Raw genomic sequence first — 20980 nt, 5'->3', positions numbered from 1 at the left:
CCATTGTAGTGGTCAATCCGGCCAGGCCCGCCGCAGCAGCGCATCGGCGGGCAGCGCCGACGGCCGCGCCCCGAAGACGTCGCCCCCCGCCGCGCCCAGGCGGCTGTCCACGAACGCCCGCGCCAGTTCCTGTGGGGCGTGGCGCAGCAGGAGATCCGCTTGCACCAACAGCACCAGGTCCCGGGCGACCATTCGGGCCAAGACCTGCTGCGCTTCGGCATCGAGCGCCAGGACGGCCCGCAGGCGGTCGGCGGCGGCCCGCAACGCCGGTTCTCCCGGATGGGGCCGGACCACCCCGTCGGCCACCTGAGCCAAGGATTGCGGTTCCTGGCGCACGGCGCGCAGCACGTCCAGGCACATGACGTTGCCCGAACCTTCCCAGATGGAATTGACAGGCGCTTCGCGGTACAGGCGCGCCATGGGGCCGTCCTCGACGTAGCCATTGCCGCCCCAGACTTCCATGCACTCGGCCGTGACGTCGACCGCCCGCTTGCAGATCCAGAATTTCGCCGCCGGCGTCAGCAGGCGGCGCAGCGCCTGCCCGGCGGGCTGATCGAGCCGGTCGAAGGCCCCGGCCAGACGCAACGCCAGCGCGGTGGCCGCCTCGCTCTCGAGGGCCAGATCCGCCAGCACCTGCCGCATCAGGGGTTGCTCGATCAACCTGCGGCCAAAGGCGCGCCGGTGGCGGGCGTGGTGAATGCCCTGGACCAGAGCCTGGCGCATCAGCGCCGCGCTGCCCAGCACGCAATCCAGGCGGGTGTAGGATGCCATCTCGACCAGCGTGGCGATGCCCCGACCGGGTTCGCCGATCCGGCGCCCCAGCGCGCCGTCGAACTCGACCTCGGCGCTGGCGTTGGAGCGGTTCCCCAGCTTGTCTTTGAGCCGCAGAATGCGCACCGGATTGCGCCGGCCGTCATCCAGCCAGCGGGGCATGTAGAAGCAGGAATGGCCATCGCCGTCGCGCGCCAGCACCAGATGGGCGTCCGACATGGGCGAGGAAAAGAACCATTTATGGCCCGTCAGGCGGAACCAACCTTCGCCCTGCGGCTCGGCCCGGCTCAAATTGGCGCGCAGATCGGAGCCGCCTTGCCGTTCGGTCATGCCCATGCCGATCATCATGCCGCGCTTGCCGGCCAGGGGCAGGTCGCGCCCGTCGTATTCGCGGCCGGACAGCAGCGGCCGGATCTCGGAGAACCAGGATTCGCGCGCGAGCAGCGGAATGGCCGCGCTGGTCATGGTCACGGGGCACAGGGAGCCGGCTTCGACCTGGCCATGCATCAGATAGTGGGCCGCGCGGGCAACCTGGGCGCCCGCGCCCGGATCGGTCCAGGCGCCGCCGTGCATGCCCTGGGCGAAAGCCAGCGACAGGAACTCGGACCAGCCGGAATGAAACTCCACCACATCGATGCGCAGCCCCCGGCGATCAAACGCCCGCAGCACCGGTCCTTGCCGGTTGACCTCGGCGGCCAGGCGGGACAACCCGGCCCGGCCCAGCCGGGCGCCCCAGGTCTCCAGCTCGGCCTCGCGGCTGCCGGCGCCTTCGCGACGCACACCCTGGACCAAGGCCTCATCGGCCAGGTACAGATTGCAATCGGGCAGATCCGGCACCTGATTATCGGCCTCGGGCACCTCGGAGGCCCTGTGTTCGAGATGCATGCGCGCTATCCTTACGCCGTGATCATGGGTCCAGTCTACCCGCGATTCCCGGCGGCGGACAGGGCCGGGCGCATACCGCCCGCGCGGATACAATCGACCCATCCTTCAAAGTGGGAGAGCCGATGTGAGCCCTCGTTTCCTGATTCTGTGCGGCGCCCTGATCCTGGCCTCGGGCGTGGCGGCCGGCGCCTTCGGCGCGCACGGGCTCAAACACCTGGTCACCCCCGATCTGCTGGAGGTCTGGCGCACGGCCGCCCACTACCAGTTGATCCACGGCGCCGGGCTGCTGCTGACGGCCGCCCTCTGGGCGCGCCTGGCGCCGGCGCCCGCCGCCTGGGCGGGCGGCCTCATGCTGGCCGGCCTGCTCGTCTTCAGCGGCAGCCTGTATGCCCTGGTGCTGACGGGCGCGCGCGTCCTGGGGGCCGTCACGCCCATCGGCGGCTTGCTGATGATCCTGTCCTGGCTAACGCTGGCCTGGGCGGCCTGGATGAGACGGGACATATGACAGTCCATTGAGGACTGTCATATGCCAGGCGAATCCGAGCGCCCTGCAAGGCGCGAGGTGGGGGGCTGAGACAATTTGAGAAAAGTCCATTGAGGACTGTCATATGCCAGGCGAATCCGAGCGCCCTGCAAGGCGCGAGGTGGGCCCCGCCTATAATGAAGGCCCGCCTCGTCCGACAGGAACCCCGATGGCCGCCTCTCCCGATCATGAATGGCGCGAATGGCTGCGCGCCCTGCCCAAGGCAGAACTGCACCTGCACATCGAAGGCACGCTCGAACCGGAGCTGATGTTCGAGCTGGCCCGGCGCAACGGCATCGACCTGCCGTACGCCGACGTCCAGGCTGTCCGCGACGCCTATCGGTTCACCGATCTGCAATCATTCCTGGATCTGTACTACGCCGGGGCCAGCGTCCTGGTCACCGAGCAGGATTTCTACGATCTGGCCATGGCTTACCTGAGCCGCGCCCACGCCGACGGCGTCGTCCACGCCGAGCTCATGTTCGATCCGCAGACCCATACGCGACGCGGCATCGCCCTCGAGACCGTGTTCGCCGGGTTGGCGCGCGCGCTGCGCGAAGCCCGCGATACGCTGGACATCAGCAGCTACCTGCTGCTCAGCTTCCTGCGGCATTTGCCGGAGGACGAAGCCTTCGCCACGCTGGAGGCCGCCCTGCCGCTGCGCGAGGCCTACGCCGATCTATGGATCGGCATCGGCCTGGATTCGTCCGAGCGCGGCAATCCGCCGGAAAAATTCGCCCGGGTCTACGCCCGCTGCGCCGAGCTGGGTTTCCGCCTGGTCGCGCACGCAGGAGAAGAAGGCCCGCCCGAATACGTGCGCGGCGCCCTGGACACGCTCAAGGTCGCCCGCATCGACCACGGCGTGCGCAGCAGCGAGGACCCCGCCCTGTTGCAGGACCTGATCCTGCGCCGCGTGCCCTTGACGGTCTGCCCTTTGTCGAACCTCAAGCTGGGCGTGGTCCACGATCTGCGGGAGCACAATCTGGCCAGACTGCTGCGGGCGGGCGCCGTCGTGACCCTGAATTCCGACGATCCCGCCTATTTCGGCGGCTATGTGCTGGACAACTACCTCGCCAGCGCCGAAGCCCTGGACCTGTCCCGCGACGAACTCGTCACCCTGGCCGCCAACAGCCTGAAGGCCTCGTTCCTGCCCCCGGCCGGCCAAAAACGGCTGCTCGACCGGCTGTCGGCCGCCGCCGGCCGGAGCTGAACCCCGATGTCCGGCTCTTCTCCGCTGTCCAGGCTGATCACTCCGGCCGACCCGATCCAGGGCGTCTGCCAGCGGCTCGACCGTGCGTTCTACGACCGCCCCGCCGAAATCGTCGCCCGCGATCTTCTCGGACGGCTGCTGGTCCACGCGCTGCCGGATGGCCTGCGCGCCGGCCGCATCGTCGAAGTCGAGGCCTATCTCGGCCCGGGCGACCTGGCGGCCCACACCTCGCGCGGGCGCACGGCGCGCACCAAGGCCATGTTCGGACCGCCGGGCCATGCCTACATCTACCTCATCTACGGCATGCACCACTGCATGAACGTGGTCACCGGCCCCGAGGGCAGCGGCACGGCCGTGCTGCTCAGAGCCCTGGCGCCCGTCCAGGGACTGGACGCCTCCACCAGCGGCCCCGGCCGGCTGTGCCGCGCCATGGGCGTCACCCGCGACCACTACGGCATCGACCTGTGCGGCGACACGCTGTGGCTCGCCCGCGACGAGGCCCCCGCGCCCGCCGAGATCGCCGCCAGCCCGCGCATCGGGGTGGACTACGCAGGTGAATGGGCGGCCAAGCCGCTGCGCTTTTTCGTGCCGGGCCACCCGGCCGTCAGCCGCCCCCCCGGGAAATCCGCCCGGAAACTTGCTGAACGGCAATCTTGAGCGAAATAGTCGACATTTCCGGCGAAACACCCCTCTTTCAGGAGCTTTTAAGCTTTTCTTGATCCGGCGCAAGACTGCGGCCAACCCCCGCGGCTAGGATGGTGTCATCTTCCAAGAGACCCCTCCATTCTCCTCCATGCGCCGCTTCGCCACACTCCGACAGCCACGACCTGCCAGCCTGCTCTGGATGGCCTCCCTGCTTCTGCTGTGGGCCTGTCTGATCATGCCGGCGACGAGGGCGCTCGCCGCCCCGGCGGGCGGGGCGCAGCAGGCATTCAAATTCGGCCAGAGCGGCACCTCGGTCGGCTCCGGCCCCCGGCTGGGCGCCTTCCTGGACCGGTTCCCACCCGCCGACATCGTCCCCGGCGCGGACCGCATCGGCCCGCCGGAAGGCCAGCCCGCGGTCGCCCGCGCCTACGCGGGCGACACGCTCGCAGGCTACGTCTACCTGACCACCGACATCGTCAACACCCGGGGGTATTCCAGCAAGCCCATCGACGTGCTGGTGGGCTTGTCCCCGGACGGGGAAATCCTGAGCGCCCGCCTGGTCGAACACCACGAACCCATCGTGCTGATCGGAATCCCGGAAGCCAAGGTGCAGGCCTTCATCGAGGGTTATGTCGGCAAGAACTACGTCAAGGAGCCGCCGCGCCCCGGCGCGCCGCCGCCGGTGGACATCATCAGCGGAGCCACCGTCACCCTGATGGTCATCGGCGACAGCCTGACGCGGTCCGTGATGGCCGTCGCCCGCCACCACGGCATCGGCCGCGACGGCCGTCAGGCTGCCCAGGCCGCCCCGGCGCAAAAACGCATCCTCGACCTGGAGAAGGCGGACGTCCAATCGTGGGATGCCCTGCTGGCCGCGGGCGCGGTCGCCCATCTGCACGTCAGCGTGGCCGACGTCAACCGCGCCTTCGAGGAAAACGGCCGGGCGGGCGCCGCCGACCGCCCCGAACCCGGCGAACCGGATGACACCTTCATCGACCTGTACGCGGCCCTGGTCAGCGCGCCCGGCATCGGCCGCAGCCTGCTGGGCGAGGCCGAATACAACTACCTGCGCGGCCGGCTCAAGCCCGGCCAGCAGGCGATCCTGATCGCCGGCAACGGCGCCTATTCCTTCAAAGGCTCGGGCTACGTGCGCGGCGGGGTCTTCGATCGTATCGAAGTCATCCAGGAAGAGCACGGCATCCATTTCACCGACCTGGACCACCAGCGCCTCGCCGACCTGATGGCCGACGGCGCTCCCCGGTTCCGTGAAATCGCGCTGTTCACCGTGCCGACGGATGCCGTCTTCGACGCCGTCGAGCCCTGGCGCCTGCAGTTGATGGTGCAACGCATCATCAGCGTGAAGGAAAAAGCCTTCACCGCTTTCAACCTGAACTACGCCCTGCCGCAAGCCTACACCAAGGCCGATCCGGCGGCCGCACCGGCCGGAGCCGGCCAGGCCGCTGCCCCGGCCGATGCCGCGCAGGCCGCCGTCTTCGAAGAAACCGAAGAGGCCCCGGCGCTGTGGAAACAGATCTGGGCCTCCAAGATTCCGCAGATCGTGATCATTTCGATCGCCCTGCTGACGCTGATCGCGGTGTTCTTCTTCCAGAACCAGATCGTCAAGCACGAGGTCTTCTACCGGCGCTTTCGCACGGGGTTCCTGCTGTTCACGCTGTTCTGGATCGGCTGGTACGCCCAGGCGCAGCTCTCGGTCGTGAACGTGCTCACCTTCACCACGTCGCTGCGCACGGACTTCAGTTGGGAATACTTCCTGATGGATCCGATCGTCTTCATCCTGTGGATCGCCACGGCCATGTCGCTGATCTTCTGGAACCGGGGGGCGTTCTGCGGCTGGCTGTGCCCCTTCGGCGCCCTGCAGGAACTGACCAACCAGGTCGCCAAGAAGCTGCGCGTTCCCCAGATCAAGGTGCCGCACGGCCTGAACACCCGCCTGGCCGGCCTGAAATACATCCTCTTCCTGATCCTGTTCGGCATCTCGCTGTACCAGCTTGGCCTGGCGGAGCAGTTCGCCGAGGTCGAGCCCTTCAAGACCGCGATCATCCTGAAATTCGTCCGCGACTGGCCTTTCGTGATCTTCGCCATCGTGCTGCTGCTGGCGGGATTGTTCATCGAGCGCTTCTACTGCCGCTACTTGTGCCCGCTGGGCGCTGCCCTGGCCATCCCCGCGCGGCTGCGGATCTTCGATTGGCTGCGCCGCTACAAGACCTGCGGCAACCCCTGCCAGTTGTGCGCCGTGGAGTGCCCCGTGCAGGCCATCAATCCGGAAGGCGACATCAATCCCAACGAATGCATCCAGTGCCTGAACTGCCAGCAGCTCTACCACAACGAGAAGCGCTGCCCGCACCTGCTCCAGAAGAACGCCAAACTCAAGCGCCACAAGGCGCCCCCGCCGGACGCCGGCATCCCGGGCGAAGTCGTCGCCAGCCGCAAACCGACCGTGCGCCCGCGCGATCCGTCGTCCGAACCGCAACCCGTTTCGTCGAACCCATAACGCTCTACCCGGCCATCGAGCCACGGCGTTATGCCTACAACCCTTGGGAGTACACCATGTCCGACCACACCAGCGACAAATCCGGCCTGAGCCGGCGGGGATTCCTCGGCACCGCAGCCCTGACCGGGGCTGCCGCCGTGGGCGCCGCACACCTGCCCGCCAACGCCAAGGACGCCAAAGGCAAAGGCCACCAGAGCGTCGAGGTCGCCCCCGGCGAACTGGACGAATACTATGCCTTCAACTCCAGCGGGCAGAGCGGCGAAGTCCGCGTCCTGGGCCTGCCGTCCATGCGCGAACTGCTGCGCATCCCGGTGTTCAACATGTGCAGCGCCACGGGCTGGGGCCGCACCAATGAGAGCCTCAAGATCCTGAACGAAGGCCTGACGCCGGCGACCAGGGCCTACGTGGAATCCATCGGCGGCACCTTCCCCAACGGCGATGCGCACCATCCGCACATGTCCTTCACGGACAACACCTACGACGGCCGCTACATCTTCATCAACGACAAGGCCAACACCCGCGTGGCCCGCATCCGCTGCGACGTGATGAAGACCGACAAGATCATCGAGATCCCCAACGCCGACGGCATCCACGGTCTGCGCCCGCAGCGCTACCCGAAGACCGGCTACGTGTTCTGCAACGGCGAACACATCGTGCCGCTGCCCAACGACGGCTCCGTGATGGACGATCCGAAGAAGAACTTCTGGGCCATCTACACCGCCGTGGACGGCGACACCATGAAGGTCGCCTGGCAGGTGCTGGTCGACGGCAACCTGGACAACGGCGATGCCGACTACCAGGGCAAGTACTCCTTCGCCACGTGCTACAACTCCGAGAAGGGCCTGAGCGTCACCGAGATGTCCGCCAATGAGCAGGACTGGGCGGTGGTGTTCAACATCAAGCTCATCGAGGAAGCCGTCAAGAACGGCGACTACAAGGAAATGAACGGCGTGCCCGTGATCGACGGCCGCAAGGGCTCGAAGTACACGCGCTACATCCCGGTGCCCAATTCGCCGCACGGCTGCAACGCCGCGCCCGACGGCATCCACGTGGTGTTCAACGGCAAGCTCTCGCCCACCGTCACGGTGATCGACGTGCGCAAGCTCGATGACCTGTTCGCCGGCAAGATCAAGGAGCGCGACGTGGTCGTGGCCGAGCCGCAACTGGGCCTGGGCCCCCTGCACACGGCCTTCGACGGCCGGGGCAACGCCTACACCACGCTGTTCATCGACAGCCAGATGTGCAAATGGAACATCGAGAAGGCCAAGCAAGCCTACCAGGGCAAGGACGTCGATCCCATCATCCAGAAGATCGACGTGCACTACCAGCCCGGCCACAATCACACCACGATGGGCGAGACCAAAGAGGCCGATGGCAAGTGGCTGGTGTCGCTGAACAAATTCTCCAAGGACCGCTTCCTGAACGTCGGCCCCCTGAAGCCGGAAAACGACCAGTTGATCGACATCTCCGGCGACGAGATGAAGCTGGTGCATGACGGCCCCAGCTTCGCCGAACCGCACGACATGCTGCTGGTGCACCGCTCCAAGGTCCGCCCGCTGCACATCTGGGACCGCAACGACCCGATGTGGGAAGACGCCCGCCAGATGGCCGCAAAGGACGGCGTCACCCTGGAATCCGCCGCGAACGTCATCCGCGACGGCAACAAGGTGCGCGTCTACATGGTGGCCATCGCGCCGGTGTTCAGCCTGCCCAAGTTCGAAGTCAACGAAGGCGACGAAGTCACGGTCGTGGTCACCAACATGGAGCGCATCGAGGACCTGACCCACGGCTTCACGCTGACCGGCTACGGCATCGCCATGGAAATCGGGCCCCAGGCGACCTCCTCGGTCACCTTCACGGCCTCGCGTCCCGGCGTGCACTGGTACTACTGCCAGTGGTTCTGCCATGCGCTGCACATGGAAATGTCCGGCCAGATGTACGTCAAGCCGAAGAAGGCCTGATGGCATGCGGCCAGCCACCGTCCTGACGGGCTTTTGCCTGGGACTGGCGATCCTGATCGCCCGCCCCGGGGCGGTACGCGCCGCCGTGATCGACGTGCCCGCAGGTTCCGACCTGCGGGCCGCCGTCGCGACGGCGGCGCCGGGCGACATCCTGCGCCTGGCACCGGGCGACTATCCCGGCAACCTGGTGATCGACAAGCCGCTGACGCTGCAGGGGCCCGATGACCGCAGCGCCCGCATCCTGGGCGAACGCACCGGCCGCACGGTCTGGATCCAGGCCGAGGACGTCGTCCTGCGGCACCTGACGATCCGCCATTCCGGCCTGAGCCTGTCCGATATGGACGCCGGCGTCTTTCTGGACAAGACCGCCGCCCGCGCCCACGTCGCGGACAACGACATCATCGACAACTCCGTCGGGGTCTACCTCTGGGGCGCGCGCGACGCCCTGGTGGAACGCAACCGCATCGTCGGCAACACCGGCTTGCGCGTCAATGAGCGCGGCAACGGCGTGACCGTCTGGAACGCCCCCGGCTCGAAAGTCCTGGACAACGACATCTCCGAGGGCCGCGACGGCATCTTCTCGAACAACAGCCGCGAGAACGTCTTCAGCCGCAACGTCTTCCACGACCTGCGCTACGCGGTGCACTACATGTACACCAACGACAGCGAGGTCAGCCACAACCTGTCGCGCGGCAACGAGATCGGCTATGCCATCATGTTCTCGCGCCGCCTGACCGTGCGCGACAACATCGCCCTGGACAGCAAGCACCAGGGCCTGATGCTCAACGCCACCGACGAATCCGTCATCGACGGCAATGTCGTCGTGCGCGCGGACAAATGCGTATTCGTCTATAACGCCAACCTGAACGAACTGGCCGGCAACCACTTCCAGGATTGCGGCATCGGCGTCCACTACACGGGCTCCGAGGGCAACCGCATCCATGGCAACGCCTTCGTCCGCAACCAGAATCAGGTGAAATACGTCGGCACCCGCTTTCTGGAATGGTCTCTGGACGGGCGCGGCAACTACTGGTCCGACCTGTCGGCCTTCGACCTGGACGGCAACGGCATCGCCGATACCGCCTACCGCCCCAACGGCCTGATCGATCAGGTCATCTGGCGCGCGCCCAATGCACGGCTGCTGCTCAACAGCCCGGCCGTTTCCATCGTTCGCTGGGCTCAATCCCAATTTCCCGCGATCCTGCCCGGCGGCGTGATCGACAGCGCTCCCCTGATGGGGATTCCGGCCACGCCGACCCTGAAAAAACTCGAGGCCCTGCCATGACCGTCACAGCGCCCCCGATCGAATTGAGATCCGTCACCAAACGCTACGCCGCGCTGCGGGCCGTGGACAACGTCAGCCTGTTCATCGAACCGGGCGAATGCGTGATCCTGGCCGGCCACAACGGCGCCGGCAAAAGCACCCTCATCAAACTGATCCTCGGGTTGATCCGCCCGGAAACCGGCTCGGTGCGCGTCCTGGGCGAAATCGCCGGCACGCCGGCGGCCGCCCGCGCCCGCCGCCACATCGGCTACCTGCCTGAAACCGTGGCCCTGCATCCGTCGCTGACGGGCGCGGAGACCCTGGCCTTCTACGCCCGCCTGAAGGGTTTGCCCACGGACGGCAACGCCGCCCTGCTGGCGCGCGTCGGCATCGCCGAAGCCGCCCGGCGACGCGTGGGCGGCTATTCCAAGGGCATGCGCCAGCGCCTGGCCCTGGCCCAGGCGCTGCTCGGCGCGCCGCGCGTCCTGCTGCTGGACGAACCCACCACCGGCCTGGATCCGGCCTCCCGCCTGCTGTTCTACGAGATCGTGCGCGAACTGTGCGATGCCGGGGCCGCCATCCTGCTATCCACCCACGCCCTGGCCGAACTGGAGGGCCAGGCCGACCGCGTCGTCGTCATGCGCAAGGGCCAGAAGATCGCCGACGGCACCCTGGGCGATCTGCGCCGCGAGGCCGACCTGCCGGTGCGCATCCGTCTGACGCTGGACGCCGAACCGATCCGGATCCCGGAAGGCTGGCGGCGCATCGGCGCGCACCGCATCGAGCTGACCTGCGCCGAGGCCGACAAGCTGCGCCGGCTGCGCGATGCCCAGGCCATCCCCGACATCCGCGACATCGAGCTGGAACATCCCGGCCTCGACGAAATGTATGCGCAGTTCCTGCGCCGTGAGGACACCGCATGAGCCCGACCCTGATCCTGATGCGCAAGGAAATCCGCGACGGTCTGCGCAACCGCTGGGTGCTGGCCGTCACCGTGCTGCTGGCCATGCTGGCCCTGTCGCTGGGCTTTCTGGGCAGCGCGCCGACCGGCTCCGTCAAGGTCGACCCCCTGACGGTCACGGTCGTGAGCCTGTCGAGCCTGTCGATCTTTCTCATCCCGCTGATCGCCATGCTGTTGTCCTACGATGCCATCGTCGGCGAGGTGGACCGCGGCACCATGGCCCTGTTGCTCAGCTATCCGATCAGCCGCGGCCAGGTGATGGCGGGCAAGTTTCTCGGCCACCTGGCCATCCTGGCACTGGCCACGGTGGCGGGCTACGGCATCGCCGGGCTGGCGCTCCAGCTCGCGCACGGCGGCCTGGACCTGGCGGCCTGGACGCCCTTCGCCCTGCTGATCGCGGCCAGCATCCTGCTGGGCGCGAGCTTCCTGGCGCTGGGCTACCTGATCAGCGCCCTGGTCCAGGAGCGCGCCACGGCCGCCGGCATCGCCATCGGCATCTGGCTGTTCCTGGTGGTGATCTACGACATGGCGCTGCTGGGCGTGCTGGTCGCGGACCAGGGCCGGATCATCACGGCGCCGCTGCTCAACGCCATCCTGCTGTTCAACCCCACCGACGTCTACCGCCTGCTGAACCTCACCGGCCACGAAAACATCGCCATGTTCGCCGGCATGGCCGGCTTGAGCGACCAGGCCACGCTGCCCACCGGCATCCTGCTGCTGGCGCAGCTTCTGTGGATCGCCCTGCCCCTCGGTCTGGCGAGCCTGGCCTTCAAACGGAGGGCGCTATGAACCGCCTGTCTCCCCCCCGTGTCAATAACGCGCCGATCCGCCTGATCGGCGCCGCCCTGTTCTCCCTGATGCTGGCCGGCTGCGGCGGCCATCAGGACGCATCCTCCCCTCCACCCCCACCCGTGGCGATGACCGATGAGGCCGTCGGCCACTATTGCGGCATGAACCTGTACGAACACATCGGCCCCAAGGGCCAGATCCTTCTGCGCGACCGGGACATCCCGGTGTGGTTTTCCACGATCCGCGAAGTCTTCGCCTATACCATCCTGCCCGAAGAGCCCAAGACCATCGTCGCCATCTACGTGCAGGACATGGGCCGCGCGGATGCCGACGGCAACCCGCCCGCGGACGCCTGGATCGATGCGAAGACCGCCCATTACCTGATCGAAAGCGGCGCGGTCGGCGGCATGGGCGCGCCCGATGCGCTGCCGTTCGCCCGCCTGGAAGACGCCCGCGCCTACGCCGAACGCCACGGCGGACGGATCGTCGGATTCAGGGACATGCCCGAAGACTACGTCCTGCGCGCCCCCGAGCTCACGTTCGGCACGGACCGCGAACCCGCCGGAGCCCTCTCATGAAGACACCCCGCGTTCCCCGCCGGCGTTTCCTCGGCATCCTCGCCGCCAGCGCCGCCCTGATGGGGCCCGGCCCCCTGCGCGCGGCCCTGCGCGACTCCGGCGCCCTGCCCGAGCCGGTCGTCTGGCGCGGCGTGGCGCTGGGCGCCGACGCGCAACTGCAATTGCTGCATCCCGACCGCGCCCATGCCGAGCGGCTGGTGCGCATGGCCGTCGCCGAAGTCCACCGCCTGGAGCAGGTCTTCAGCCTGTATCGCGAGGACAGCGCCCTGGTACGCCTGAACCGCGCGGGCCGTCTGGACATGCCGCCCCTGGACCTGAGCCGCCTGCTGTCCCAGGCAGTCGCCTTCGGCGAGCGGACCGGGGGGCGCTTCGATCCCAGCGTACAGGCACTGTGGGATCTGTACGCCGCCCGCCTGCGGGCCGGCAAGCCGCTGCCGCCGGAACCCGGTGCGCTGCGCGCCGCGCTGGCCAAAGTGGACTACCGCGCCATCCGCATCGAAGCAGAGGCCATCGTGCTGGACCGCCCAGGCATGGCGCTGACCCTCAATGGCATCGCCCAAGGCTACATCACGGACCGGGTGACCGAGCTGCTGCGGGCCAACGGGCTGGAGCACGCCATGATCGATCTGGGCGAGGCGCGCGGCCTGGGCGCGCGCGGCGCCGGCCGCCCCTGGCGCGCCGGCATCGCCGATCCGGACGAGTCCGGCCGGATTCTGGAGACCATCGACTTGAGCAATCAGGCGCTGGCCACCTCGGGCGGCTACGGCACGCCGCTGGACGCCGAGGGGCGTTTTACGCACCTGTTCGATCCGCGCACGGGCCAGGCGACGCCGCGCTGGCGCAGCGTCACGGTACGCGCAGCCGATGCGACGACCGCCGATGCCCTGTCCACGGCTTTCTCGCACATGCCAGCCGAAGCGATCCGTGGTATGATTTCGCGCTTTCCAGTCCAGGCTTGGCTGATGCCGCCGGATGACGGCGGCCTGATCCGCCTGGGGTGACTCAGAAACCGCTTGAACAAGCACTGGAAAAAGCGATATGACAAGCCTGAAAAAGCACGTTATAATTTCGCTTCTTTAGCGGCTGTAGCTCAGTTGGATAGAGTACTTGGCTACGAACCAAGGGGTCGTGGGTTCGAATCCTGCCAGCCGCGCCATACAAATCAAGGGCTTACGATGAAATCATCGTAAGCCCTTGTCCTTTTTGGGTTCCGCTCGAAACATCCCTTCGGGCACGCCCGCAACGGCCTACATCACTGCGCGCACCGCCATGCGCAGCAGCCATGCCACTGCGGCAACGGCGATGACACCGCCACCCCAGAGCGCCAGCAGCCATGCCGCACGGCGCAGCCAGCGTCTATGCGTGCTCAATGGTATCCCTCCCCGGCTCGCACCTTGCCTCGGAACACCCAATACGACCAGCCGGTATAGGCCAGGATCATGGGAATGACGAGCAGCGCTCCAACCAACGTGAAACCCAGGCTTTGCGGCGGGCCGGCGGCCTCCCAGATCGTCAGATCAGGCGGCGCCACGAAGGGCCAGAGGCTGATGCCCAGGCCGCTGTAACCCAAAAAGACCAGCAGCAGGGTCCACAAGAACGGCGCGGCGCCGAAGCCGCGCCCAAGCGAAGCCTGCAAGCGCCAAAGAGCAACGCCCACCAGCAGCGGCACAGGCGCGAACCAGAGCAGGTTGGGATAGCTGAACCAGCGCTCCGCGATCCGGGGATGGGCAAGCGGCGTCCAGACGCTGACGACGGCAAGAACCCCCAGAAACGCCCATGCGAGCGGTCCGGCGATGTCGATGCATTTCGTCTGCAAACGGCCGCCAGTCTTCATGACCAGCCACGTCACGCCGAGCAGACCGTAGCCGACGAGCAGACCCAGCCCGGTGAACACCGGGAACGGCGACAGCCACGGTGCGCCGGCCCCGGTGTCTGGTCCGGATACGGTAAAACCGTTGAGAAACGTCCCCAGGACGACACCCTGGAAGAAAGTCGCGACGGCCGATCCGCCCCAGAACGCAAGATCCCAGCGCTCCCGGGCCGCCGGCGGCGCCTTGAACCGGAACTCGAAGGCCACGCCACGGAATACCAGGCCGATCAGCATGAGCACGATCGGCACGCTCAAGGCCTGCAGCACGAGGGCATACGCCGTCGGGAACGCGGCCAGCAGGCCGGCGCCGCCCAGAACGAGCCAGGTTTCGTTGCCGTCCCACACCGGCGCCACCGTATTCACCATGACATCGCGGTCGCCGCGTTCCCGGATGAATGGGAACAACAGGCCGATGCCCAGGTCAAAGCCGTCCATCACGACATACATCATCACCGCAAACAGGATGATGACGGCCCAGGCGAGAGGAAGATCAATGCCCATGGCCGCCCCGCTCCTGTGCGGCGGACAACGGCCGCATCGCCTGGCTGGCGCGGCCCGCCCCGCCCTCGGGATCGGGGGCCGAATCCGCCGGATCTTCCGCCAGCAGATGCAGCCCGTACGCCGTGCCGGCGCCGAACACCGCAAAATAGACCACGACGAACAGGCCCAGCGTGAATGCGACCTGGCCGGCGGGATGCGGCGATGCCGCTTCGCTGGTCCGCAGCAGCCCTTGCACGGTCCAGGGCTGGCGGCCGATCTCGGTGGTGGCCCACCCGGCCAGGATGGCCGCGAGGCCTGCGGGCGACATCGCGACGGCGCACTTCAGGAAACACCGGTTTTCGTACAGCCGGCCGCCCGGGCGCAGGCACGCGCCCCAGCAGGCCAGCGCAATCATCAACAGGGCCAGGCCGACCATGAGGCGGAAGGTCCAGAACACGATCGTCGCGTTGGGACGGTCGGCCGCCGGAAAGTCTTTCAACGCGGGGATCTGCCCATCCCAGCTATGCGTCAGGATCAGGCTGCCGAGCCTGGGGATCTCGACCGCATGGCGCGTCTCTTCCGCCTCCATGTCGGGCCAGCCGAACAAAATGAGGGGCACGCCTTCCCCCGGCAGGCCCGCCTCCCAATGCCCCTCCATCGCCGCCAGCTTCGCAGGCTGATGCGCGAGTGTATTGAGACCGTGCAGATCGCCGATCACGGCCTGCGCCGGCGCCGCGCCCAGCAGCATCCACATCGCCATCGACATCATCGTCCGCGCCGGCGCGCTGTCGCGGCGCTTGAGCAGGTGCCAGGCGCCCGTGCCCCCGACGATCAGCGCCGTAGCCACGAAAGCGGCAACCACCATATGGCTCAGGCGATACGGGAAGGACGGGTTGAAAACAACCCGCAGCCAGTCGACCGGCACCACGGCACCGTCCACGATCTCATGGCCTTGCGGCGTGTGCATCCAGCTATTGGAGGCGAGTATCCACGTGGCGGAGATCAGGGTGCCGAGCGCAACCACACCGGTCGAGAGAAAGTGCAATCCCGGCCCCACCCGCTTGAGCCCGAACAGCATGACGCCCAGGAACCCCGCCTCCAGGAAGAATGCGGTCAGCACCTCGTAGGTCAGCAGAGGGCCCGTAATCGCGCCCGCGAAACGCGAAAACCCGCTCCAATGGGTGCCGAACTGATAGGCCATGACGATGCCGGACACCACGCCCATGGCAAACGCGACGGCAAACGGCCGCAGCCAGAAGAGGTACAGCGTCATGTAGACAGACCGGCCCGTGGCCAGCCACAGCGCTTCCAGCACAGCGAGATAGCTGGCGAGCCCGATCGTGATCGCCGGAAATATGATGTGAAACGAAATCGTGAATCCGAACTGGATGCGCGCAAGCAGGACCGCGTCCATGAATACCCCCACTTCCGATCGAGCGGCGGCATGCTGCAGCAAGTTCCATTCCGGGCCTCCATGCGCAGGAAAGAATGGCCTATGGCAGTCGCCCGACCGCCACGCCGGAGACGGAGGCATCCCTTGCCGCCCCCCGCCGGAACCGCCGCCCGCCAGACCCTGCGGGCGGTGCCCGCCCTCAACCCGCCGACCGCACGGCCCGCGCCAGCACGGCCAACGCCGGAATGCGGGCGGCGGCAACGGCGACCGAGGCCGCATCGACCCGTTCCAGCCTCGGAATCTCCGCAATCACGGGCACCTGCCCGAAACGCTCCAGCGCCTCGCGGTTGCCCGGCGACGGCGGGCCGTTCATCACCACGCCCATCACCGGCAGGGCCTGCGCCCGCAAGGCCCGCAAGCTCAGCAGCGTGTGGTTGATCGTCCCCAGCGTGCTGCGCGCCACCAGCACCACCGGCAAGGCCAGCCGGGCGGCCAGGTCGATCATCATGTGGTCATCGTCCACCGGCACATACAGGCCGCCCGCGCCCTCCACCACAAGAGGCGCGGCCGTCCGGGGCGGCCGCAGGCCGGCCATTTCGAGCGTCACGCCTTCGGCCCTGGCCGCCGCCCACGGCGCCAGCGGCGCCTGCAGCACGCAGGCGGGCGCATGCAATACATGCCCGCCCTCCGGACCCAGCAGCGCCGCGACGGTTTCGGTATCGCCCGGCAAGGAGGCGACCCCGGTCTGATAAGGTTTCCAGTAGTCGGCCCCCCAGGCCTTGGCCAGGATCGCCGACACCAGGGTCTTGCCCACATCCGTATCGGTGCCTGTGACGAACACGCCAGGGCAGGCTTCCATGCCGGTGGCCGGTACGTTCATGAGACAGTGTCCTGGTGTGCGGGACCGCCGGGCCTGCGCCACAGGCCATAGGCGATCCGATAGGAGCAGTGCCCGCCCGCCCGATCGAATTCGGCGCAGACACGGCGCAGGGCCGCCAGGGACAAGGGCAGGGAATCCTCCCGCGACGTCGTCGCGCCCACGCCTTTGAGCCCACGCAGAAAAGCCAGCGCGCCGCCGCACTCATCGACCAGATGTTCCACTTCGATCCGCATCGGCCTGCCTTCGCAGGCCATCCGCAAGCATTCGGGGCGCGGGAAAGGGATGAGGCGCGGGCACAGCCCCATCGCCTCGTGCGCTTGGCGCCATTCGGCGAATGTGCCGTCCACCGGCAGGGCGACGGCCAGATGCCCGGCCGGCGCCAGCAGCGCCGTCAGCCGTGCCAGACCCCGGGCGGGATCCTCGAACCACTGCAAGGCCATGCTGGAACAGATCAGGTCGAAACGCCCGGATCCGCCTTCCAGGCGGGGGGCTTCTCCGTCCATGACCTGGTAGCGGCTGACGCCGCCCAGGCGCAGGTGGCGGCGCGCCTGCGCCAGCATGGCGGGAGAGACGTCCGTGATCGTCCAGTCCGCCTCGGAAAAAAGCGCCCCCAGCATGCGGGTGAGCAAGCCCGTGCCGCAACCGATTTCCAGAATGCGGGGCCGGGCCGGCAAGTCGAGCCGGGCGATCCGCGCCGCCAGCCGGGAGGCGACTTCGCGCTGCACACCGGCATGGCGGTCATAACCGTGCGCCGCCGCGCCGAAACGCATGCCAATGCCGCTGGATCGGGGCTTGGGCGAACGGCGAACGGTTTCTCCGGCCGCAAAGGTCGGGCGGGATGCCCGGCTTCCCGCCTGCGCGGCAGGCGCCAACCCATGGCGGGAGAGGAATCCGGCGATGCGCGCAGCACACCATTCCGGGGCTTCCAGAGGCAGCAGATGCCCGCCGCCGCGCAGCCAGTCGATATCGCAGGCAGGCAAAGCCTTCGCCGCCATGCGGACCGGCACGATGGGATCCGCCGAGCCCGCCAGCGCCAGCATGGGCGCGCTGCGCCTGCGGACGCTGTCGCGCAGATCCAGGGCCTGCATCGCCTGCAGATCGCGCGCCAGCATTGACAGGCAGGGCGCAGCCTGCGCGGGGGCCGCGCCACAGCGGCGCCGGAACTCGTCGACCACCTCGGCCGGCGCAACCGCCAGCCGGGACCGCATGCGCCGCATGAGGCGCGGATCCACGCCGTGCGGAAAATCATCGCCCGCGCTGAAGCGGGCGAAGCCGTTGATGGAGATCCAGGCGCAAGGCTGCGGACGCCGCCGCGCCAGTTGCGCCAACAGGGACAAATAACCGAAGGAATGGCCGATCGCCACCAGCGGCCCCTCGGGCAAAGCCTCGTCGGGCATGGGGCGCGAAGCAAAATAACCCCGCTCCAGCGTCCGCTGCGGCCAGGCTTGCAAGCGGGTGCGCACCGCATCCCAGAATCCGGCGTCGAACCCCCAGCCGTGCACGAACACGAGCGTGGGCGCTCCGCCAGCCGGCGCGGCTGCGGCCGGCGGCCAGGCGGGGTTCATGCGACGGCCTCCAGCGCCTGCGACAAAGCCTCGAGCAATTGGCCGATATCCGCCGGCGTGTGCGCCGCGCTGAGCGCGATGCGCAGGCGGCTGGTTCCGCGCGGCACGGTCGGCGGGCGGATGGCGGCCGCCAGCACGCCGCGCGCTTCCAGTGCCCGGCTCAAGGCCAGCGCCCGGCGCTCATCGCCGATCAGGATGGGCACGATCTGCGTGCTCGACGCGCCGGTCTCCAGGCCCAGCGCATGCAGCGCGCCGCGCAGGGCATCGGCTCCAGCCGCCAGCGCCTCGCGCTCGGCCTGCATCCCGGGGACGAGATCCAGCGCCGCGTCGATGGCGCCCAGCACGGCGGGCGGCAAGGCCGTCGTATGGATGAATCCGGAACAGGTGTTGACCAGGTAATCGCATAACGCCCGCGAACCGGTGACGTAGGCGCCGAAGCCGCCCAATGCTTTGCTGAACGTGCCCATCGCCAGATCGACCCGTCCGCCGGCCAGGCCGGACAAGCCCATGCCGCCCGGCCCCAGCACGCCCGTGGCGTGGGCCTCGTCCAGGTACAGGAACGCTTCATAGCGTTCCGCCAGGCCGGCGAGCGCCGCCACATCGCACCGGTCGCCGTCCATGCTGAATACGCTTTCCGTCACGATGATGCGGCGACCCGGACGCCCGGCCCGCGCGCGCAGCAAGGCTTCGAGATGATCCAGATCATTGTGGTGAAAACGGACCTCCCGGACCCCCGCCGCCCGGCAACCCTGATGCAGGCTGGCATGGACGAGCCGGTCGACGTACACCTGGGTCGATGGGCCGAAGGCCCGCAACAGCGCCGGCATGACCGCCGCATTGGCCTGCCACCCGGAGGCAAACAGCAGCGCGGCCTGCGCGCCCTTGGCGCGGGCGAGCCGAGCCTCGATTGCGGCGCAGGCCGGGTCGGTGCCGCAGACCAGGCGCGAGGCGGTCGCGCCCGTCCCATACTGCCGGATGCGCTCGCAGGCCAGCGAGGCGAGCGCCGGATGCCGGGACAGCCCGAGGTAGTCGTTGCTGCAGAAGTTCAGCAACTCGCGCCCATCGAGCAGGTTGCGCCCCGGCGCAGCCCGCTCGAACACCCGGATCGAACGGCGCAGGTGAAGCCGCTGCGCTTCGCGCAAGCCGTGCTCGAAAAGCGTGTCGAATGGGTTTGCCGCCACGCCGGATATCTCCTGGTTGAAAATCAATAGCGAGGCGATAATATCAAAATGATCAAAATAAACCGATTTTAAATACATTTAGAAAGACGATCGCAACATAACGGAGTTAAGCGATTTTCCTTGCAACTGCCGCCAAGCGTGCGGCATCCAGCCGTCATTCCTGTTGCCTCCGGCGGCTGCCTTCCAATTGAAACAAAACATGAGCACCTCTTCCCCCGACTGGCTGACGCACGGCCACCCCCATATCTGGCTGCCTTATACCCAGATGAAGACCGCGGATCTGCCCGCGCCCGTGGCCCGCACCCAAGGCTGCCGGATCGAACTGGCCGATGGCCGCGTCCTGATCGACGGCATCGCTTCATGGTGGACGGCCTGCCACGGCTACAACCATCCGCATATCGTCCATGCCGTCCAGGCCCAGTTGGAGCGCATGCCTCACGTCATGTTCGGCGGGCTCGTGCACGAACCGGCGCTGACGCTGGCCCGGCGTCTGTGCGCCCTGCTCGGGCCGGGCCTGGACCGCGTGTTCTTCACCGAGTCGGGCTCCGTCTCGGTCGAAGTGGCCATGAAGATGGCCATGCAGTACTGGTCCAACCTGGGCGAGCCGCAGCGGCGCCGCATCCTCGCATTTCGCGGCGGCTATCATGGAGACACCTTCGGAACCATGGCGGTCTGCGACCCCGGCATCGGCATGCATACCGCCTTCGACGGCGCCGTCGCGCGCCAGGATCTGTGCGAACTCCCCACGGACGAGGCGCGCGCCGACATGCTGGAAGCCTGGCTGGCGGCGCGCGCGGACCAGGTCGCCGCCATCCTGGTCGAGCCGCTGGTGCAGGGGGCGGGCGGCATGCGGATGCATGCGCCCGCCGTACTCGCGCGCTTGCGCGAGATGGCCGACCGCCACGGCATCCTGCTGATCTTCGACGAAATCTTCACCGGCTTCGGGCGCACCGGATCGCTGTTCGCTTTCGAGCAGGCCGGGGTGCGGCCGGACATCGTCACCTTGTCCAAGGCGCTCACGGGCGGCACTCTGCCCCTGGCTGCGACCGTGGCCAGCCAGCGCGTCTTCGAGGGTTTCTGGTCCGACGATCCCACGCACGCGCTGATGCACGGGCCGACCTACATGGGTCATGCGCTGGGCTGCGCCGCCGCGCTGGCTTCGCTGGATCTGTTCGAGACGGAGCCCCGGCTGGCCCAGGTCCGGGTGATCGAAGGCCTGCTGCGCGAAGGCCTGGCTCCCTGCAACGCCCTTCCCGGCGTCCGCGAAGTCCGCGTCATGGGGGCCATCGGCGCAATCGAACTGGCAGCGCGGCCGGATCCCGCCGCGCTGCGCCGGGCATTCCTGGAGGCGGGCGCATGGATCCGGCCCTTTGGCCGCATCGTCTACCTGACGCCCGCTTTCGTGATGCCGCCGGAAGACCTGCGACGGTTGACCGGCGTGATATGCGAGGTGCTCGGCGCATCGGCGGCGGCGCACCCCGCCTGATCGAAGGGCGGCCGGAGGGCCGCCGG

Annotated in this window: 18 protein-coding genes and 1 tRNA gene; 12 read left to right on the top strand and 7 right to left on the bottom strand. The window is 67.9% G+C overall.

Features of this window, described 5'->3' with window-relative positions; all coding sequences use genetic code 11:
* Positions 1-12 precede the first annotated feature (12 nt).
* Positions 13-1656, bottom strand: a complete 1644-nt coding sequence (locus tag ABRZ00_RS09500; protein ID WP_368642186.1) for an acyl-CoA dehydrogenase family protein — start codon at positions 1654-1656, stop codon at positions 13-15.
* 124 nt (positions 1657-1780) lie between these two features.
* Between ABRZ00_RS09500 and ABRZ00_RS09495 the strand changes: the two genes are divergently transcribed.
* The 11 genes from ABRZ00_RS09495 (at position 1781) to ABRZ00_RS09445 (ending at position 13255) form a co-directional block, all read left to right on the top strand.
* Positions 1781-2161, top strand: coding sequence for a DUF423 domain-containing protein (locus tag ABRZ00_RS09495; protein ID WP_368642187.1), 381 nt, complete (start codon positions 1781-1783; stop codon positions 2159-2161).
* A gap of 187 nt (positions 2162-2348) precedes the next feature.
* The gene (locus ABRZ00_RS09490; protein ID WP_368642188.1) at positions 2349-3389 is read left to right on the top strand and encodes an adenosine deaminase; all 1041 of its coding nucleotides are present in this window, start codon (positions 2349-2351) and stop codon (positions 3387-3389) included.
* 6 nt (positions 3390-3395) lie between these two features.
* Entirely contained in the window at positions 3396-4046 is a 651-nt protein-coding gene (locus ABRZ00_RS09485) for a DNA-3-methyladenine glycosylase (RefSeq protein ID WP_343838691.1), read from the top strand.
* A gap of 187 nt (positions 4047-4233) precedes the next feature.
* On the top strand, positions 4234-6546 hold the full coding sequence (locus tag ABRZ00_RS09480; RefSeq protein ID WP_343838688.1) for a 4Fe-4S binding protein: 2313 nt from the start codon (positions 4234-4236) through the stop codon (positions 6544-6546).
* Between the two features lie 56 nt (positions 6547-6602).
* Positions 6603-8507 (top strand): TAT-dependent nitrous-oxide reductase, encoded by a 1905-nt coding sequence (gene nosZ, locus ABRZ00_RS09475; protein ID WP_343838686.1) that lies wholly within the window; start codon positions 6603-6605, stop codon positions 8505-8507.
* A 4-nt stretch (positions 8508-8511) separates the two neighbouring features.
* Positions 8512-9792: a nitrous oxide reductase family maturation protein NosD gene (locus ABRZ00_RS09470; protein WP_368639379.1), complete on the top strand. Its 1281-nt coding sequence runs from the start codon at positions 8512-8514 to the stop codon at positions 9790-9792.
* Positions 9789-10694, top strand: a complete 906-nt coding sequence (locus tag ABRZ00_RS09465) for an ABC transporter ATP-binding protein (RefSeq protein ID WP_343838680.1) — start codon at positions 9789-9791, stop codon at positions 10692-10694. The genes ABRZ00_RS09470 and ABRZ00_RS09465 overlap by 4 nt, the downstream gene beginning before the upstream one ends.
* Positions 10691-11521, top strand: coding sequence for an ABC transporter permease (locus tag ABRZ00_RS09460; protein WP_343838678.1), 831 nt, complete (start codon positions 10691-10693; stop codon positions 11519-11521). Before ABRZ00_RS09465 ends, ABRZ00_RS09460 begins: the two co-directional genes overlap by 4 nt.
* Positions 11518-12099, top strand: a complete 582-nt coding sequence (locus ABRZ00_RS09455) for a nitrous oxide reductase accessory protein NosL (RefSeq protein WP_343838675.1) — start codon at positions 11518-11520, stop codon at positions 12097-12099. Before ABRZ00_RS09460 ends, ABRZ00_RS09455 begins: the two co-directional genes overlap by 4 nt.
* Complete coding sequence (locus tag ABRZ00_RS09450) at positions 12096-13100, top strand: FAD:protein FMN transferase (protein WP_368647682.1); 1005 nt, start codon at positions 12096-12098, stop codon at positions 13098-13100. The genes ABRZ00_RS09455 and ABRZ00_RS09450 overlap by 4 nt, the downstream gene beginning before the upstream one ends.
* 78 nt (positions 13101-13178) lie before the next feature.
* Positions 13179-13255, top strand: a tRNA-Arg gene (locus ABRZ00_RS09445).
* A gap of 91 nt (positions 13256-13346) precedes the next feature.
* Here ABRZ00_RS09445 and ABRZ00_RS09440 read toward each other — a convergent pair.
* From ABRZ00_RS09440 to ABRZ00_RS09415, 6 genes are all read right to left on the bottom strand, one after another.
* A complete protein-coding gene (locus tag ABRZ00_RS09440; RefSeq protein WP_368643207.1) occupies positions 13347-13469 on the bottom strand; it encodes a DUF2474 family protein in 123 nt (40 codons plus the stop codon).
* Complete coding sequence (locus ABRZ00_RS09435; RefSeq protein ID WP_368647681.1) at positions 13466-14470, bottom strand: cytochrome d ubiquinol oxidase subunit II; 1005 nt, start codon at positions 14468-14470, stop codon at positions 13466-13468. The genes ABRZ00_RS09440 and ABRZ00_RS09435 overlap by 4 nt, the downstream gene beginning before the upstream one ends.
* Positions 14460-15863: a cytochrome ubiquinol oxidase subunit I gene (locus ABRZ00_RS09430; RefSeq protein WP_368647680.1), complete on the bottom strand. Its 1404-nt coding sequence runs from the start codon at positions 15861-15863 to the stop codon at positions 14460-14462. Before ABRZ00_RS09430 ends, ABRZ00_RS09435 begins: the two co-directional genes overlap by 11 nt.
* 178 nt (positions 15864-16041) lie before the next feature.
* Positions 16042-16722: a dethiobiotin synthase gene (gene bioD, locus ABRZ00_RS09425; RefSeq protein ID WP_368647679.1), complete on the bottom strand. Its 681-nt coding sequence runs from the start codon at positions 16720-16722 to the stop codon at positions 16042-16044.
* Positions 16719-18287, bottom strand: a complete 1569-nt coding sequence (locus ABRZ00_RS09420) for an alpha/beta fold hydrolase (RefSeq protein ID WP_368647678.1) — start codon at positions 18285-18287, stop codon at positions 16719-16721. Before ABRZ00_RS09420 ends, bioD begins: the two co-directional genes overlap by 4 nt.
* The gene (locus ABRZ00_RS09415; RefSeq protein ID WP_343838669.1) at positions 18284-19468 is read right to left on the bottom strand and encodes an 8-amino-7-oxononanoate synthase; all 1185 of its coding nucleotides are present in this window, start codon (positions 19466-19468) and stop codon (positions 18284-18286) included. Before ABRZ00_RS09415 ends, ABRZ00_RS09420 begins: the two co-directional genes overlap by 4 nt.
* A 199-nt stretch (positions 19469-19667) precedes the next feature.
* Between ABRZ00_RS09415 and ABRZ00_RS09410 the strand changes: the two genes are divergently transcribed.
* On the top strand, positions 19668-20954 hold the full coding sequence (locus tag ABRZ00_RS09410; protein WP_368647677.1) for an adenosylmethionine--8-amino-7-oxononanoate transaminase: 1287 nt from the start codon (positions 19668-19670) through the stop codon (positions 20952-20954).
* Positions 20955-20980: the final 26 nt, after the last annotated feature.

Source organism: Castellaniella ginsengisoli (assembly GCF_040955415.1).
GTDB lineage: Bacteria > Pseudomonadota > Gammaproteobacteria > Burkholderiales > Burkholderiaceae_B > Castellaniella > Castellaniella ginsengisoli.
This window is presented reverse-complemented; position numbering and strand designations above follow the sequence as displayed.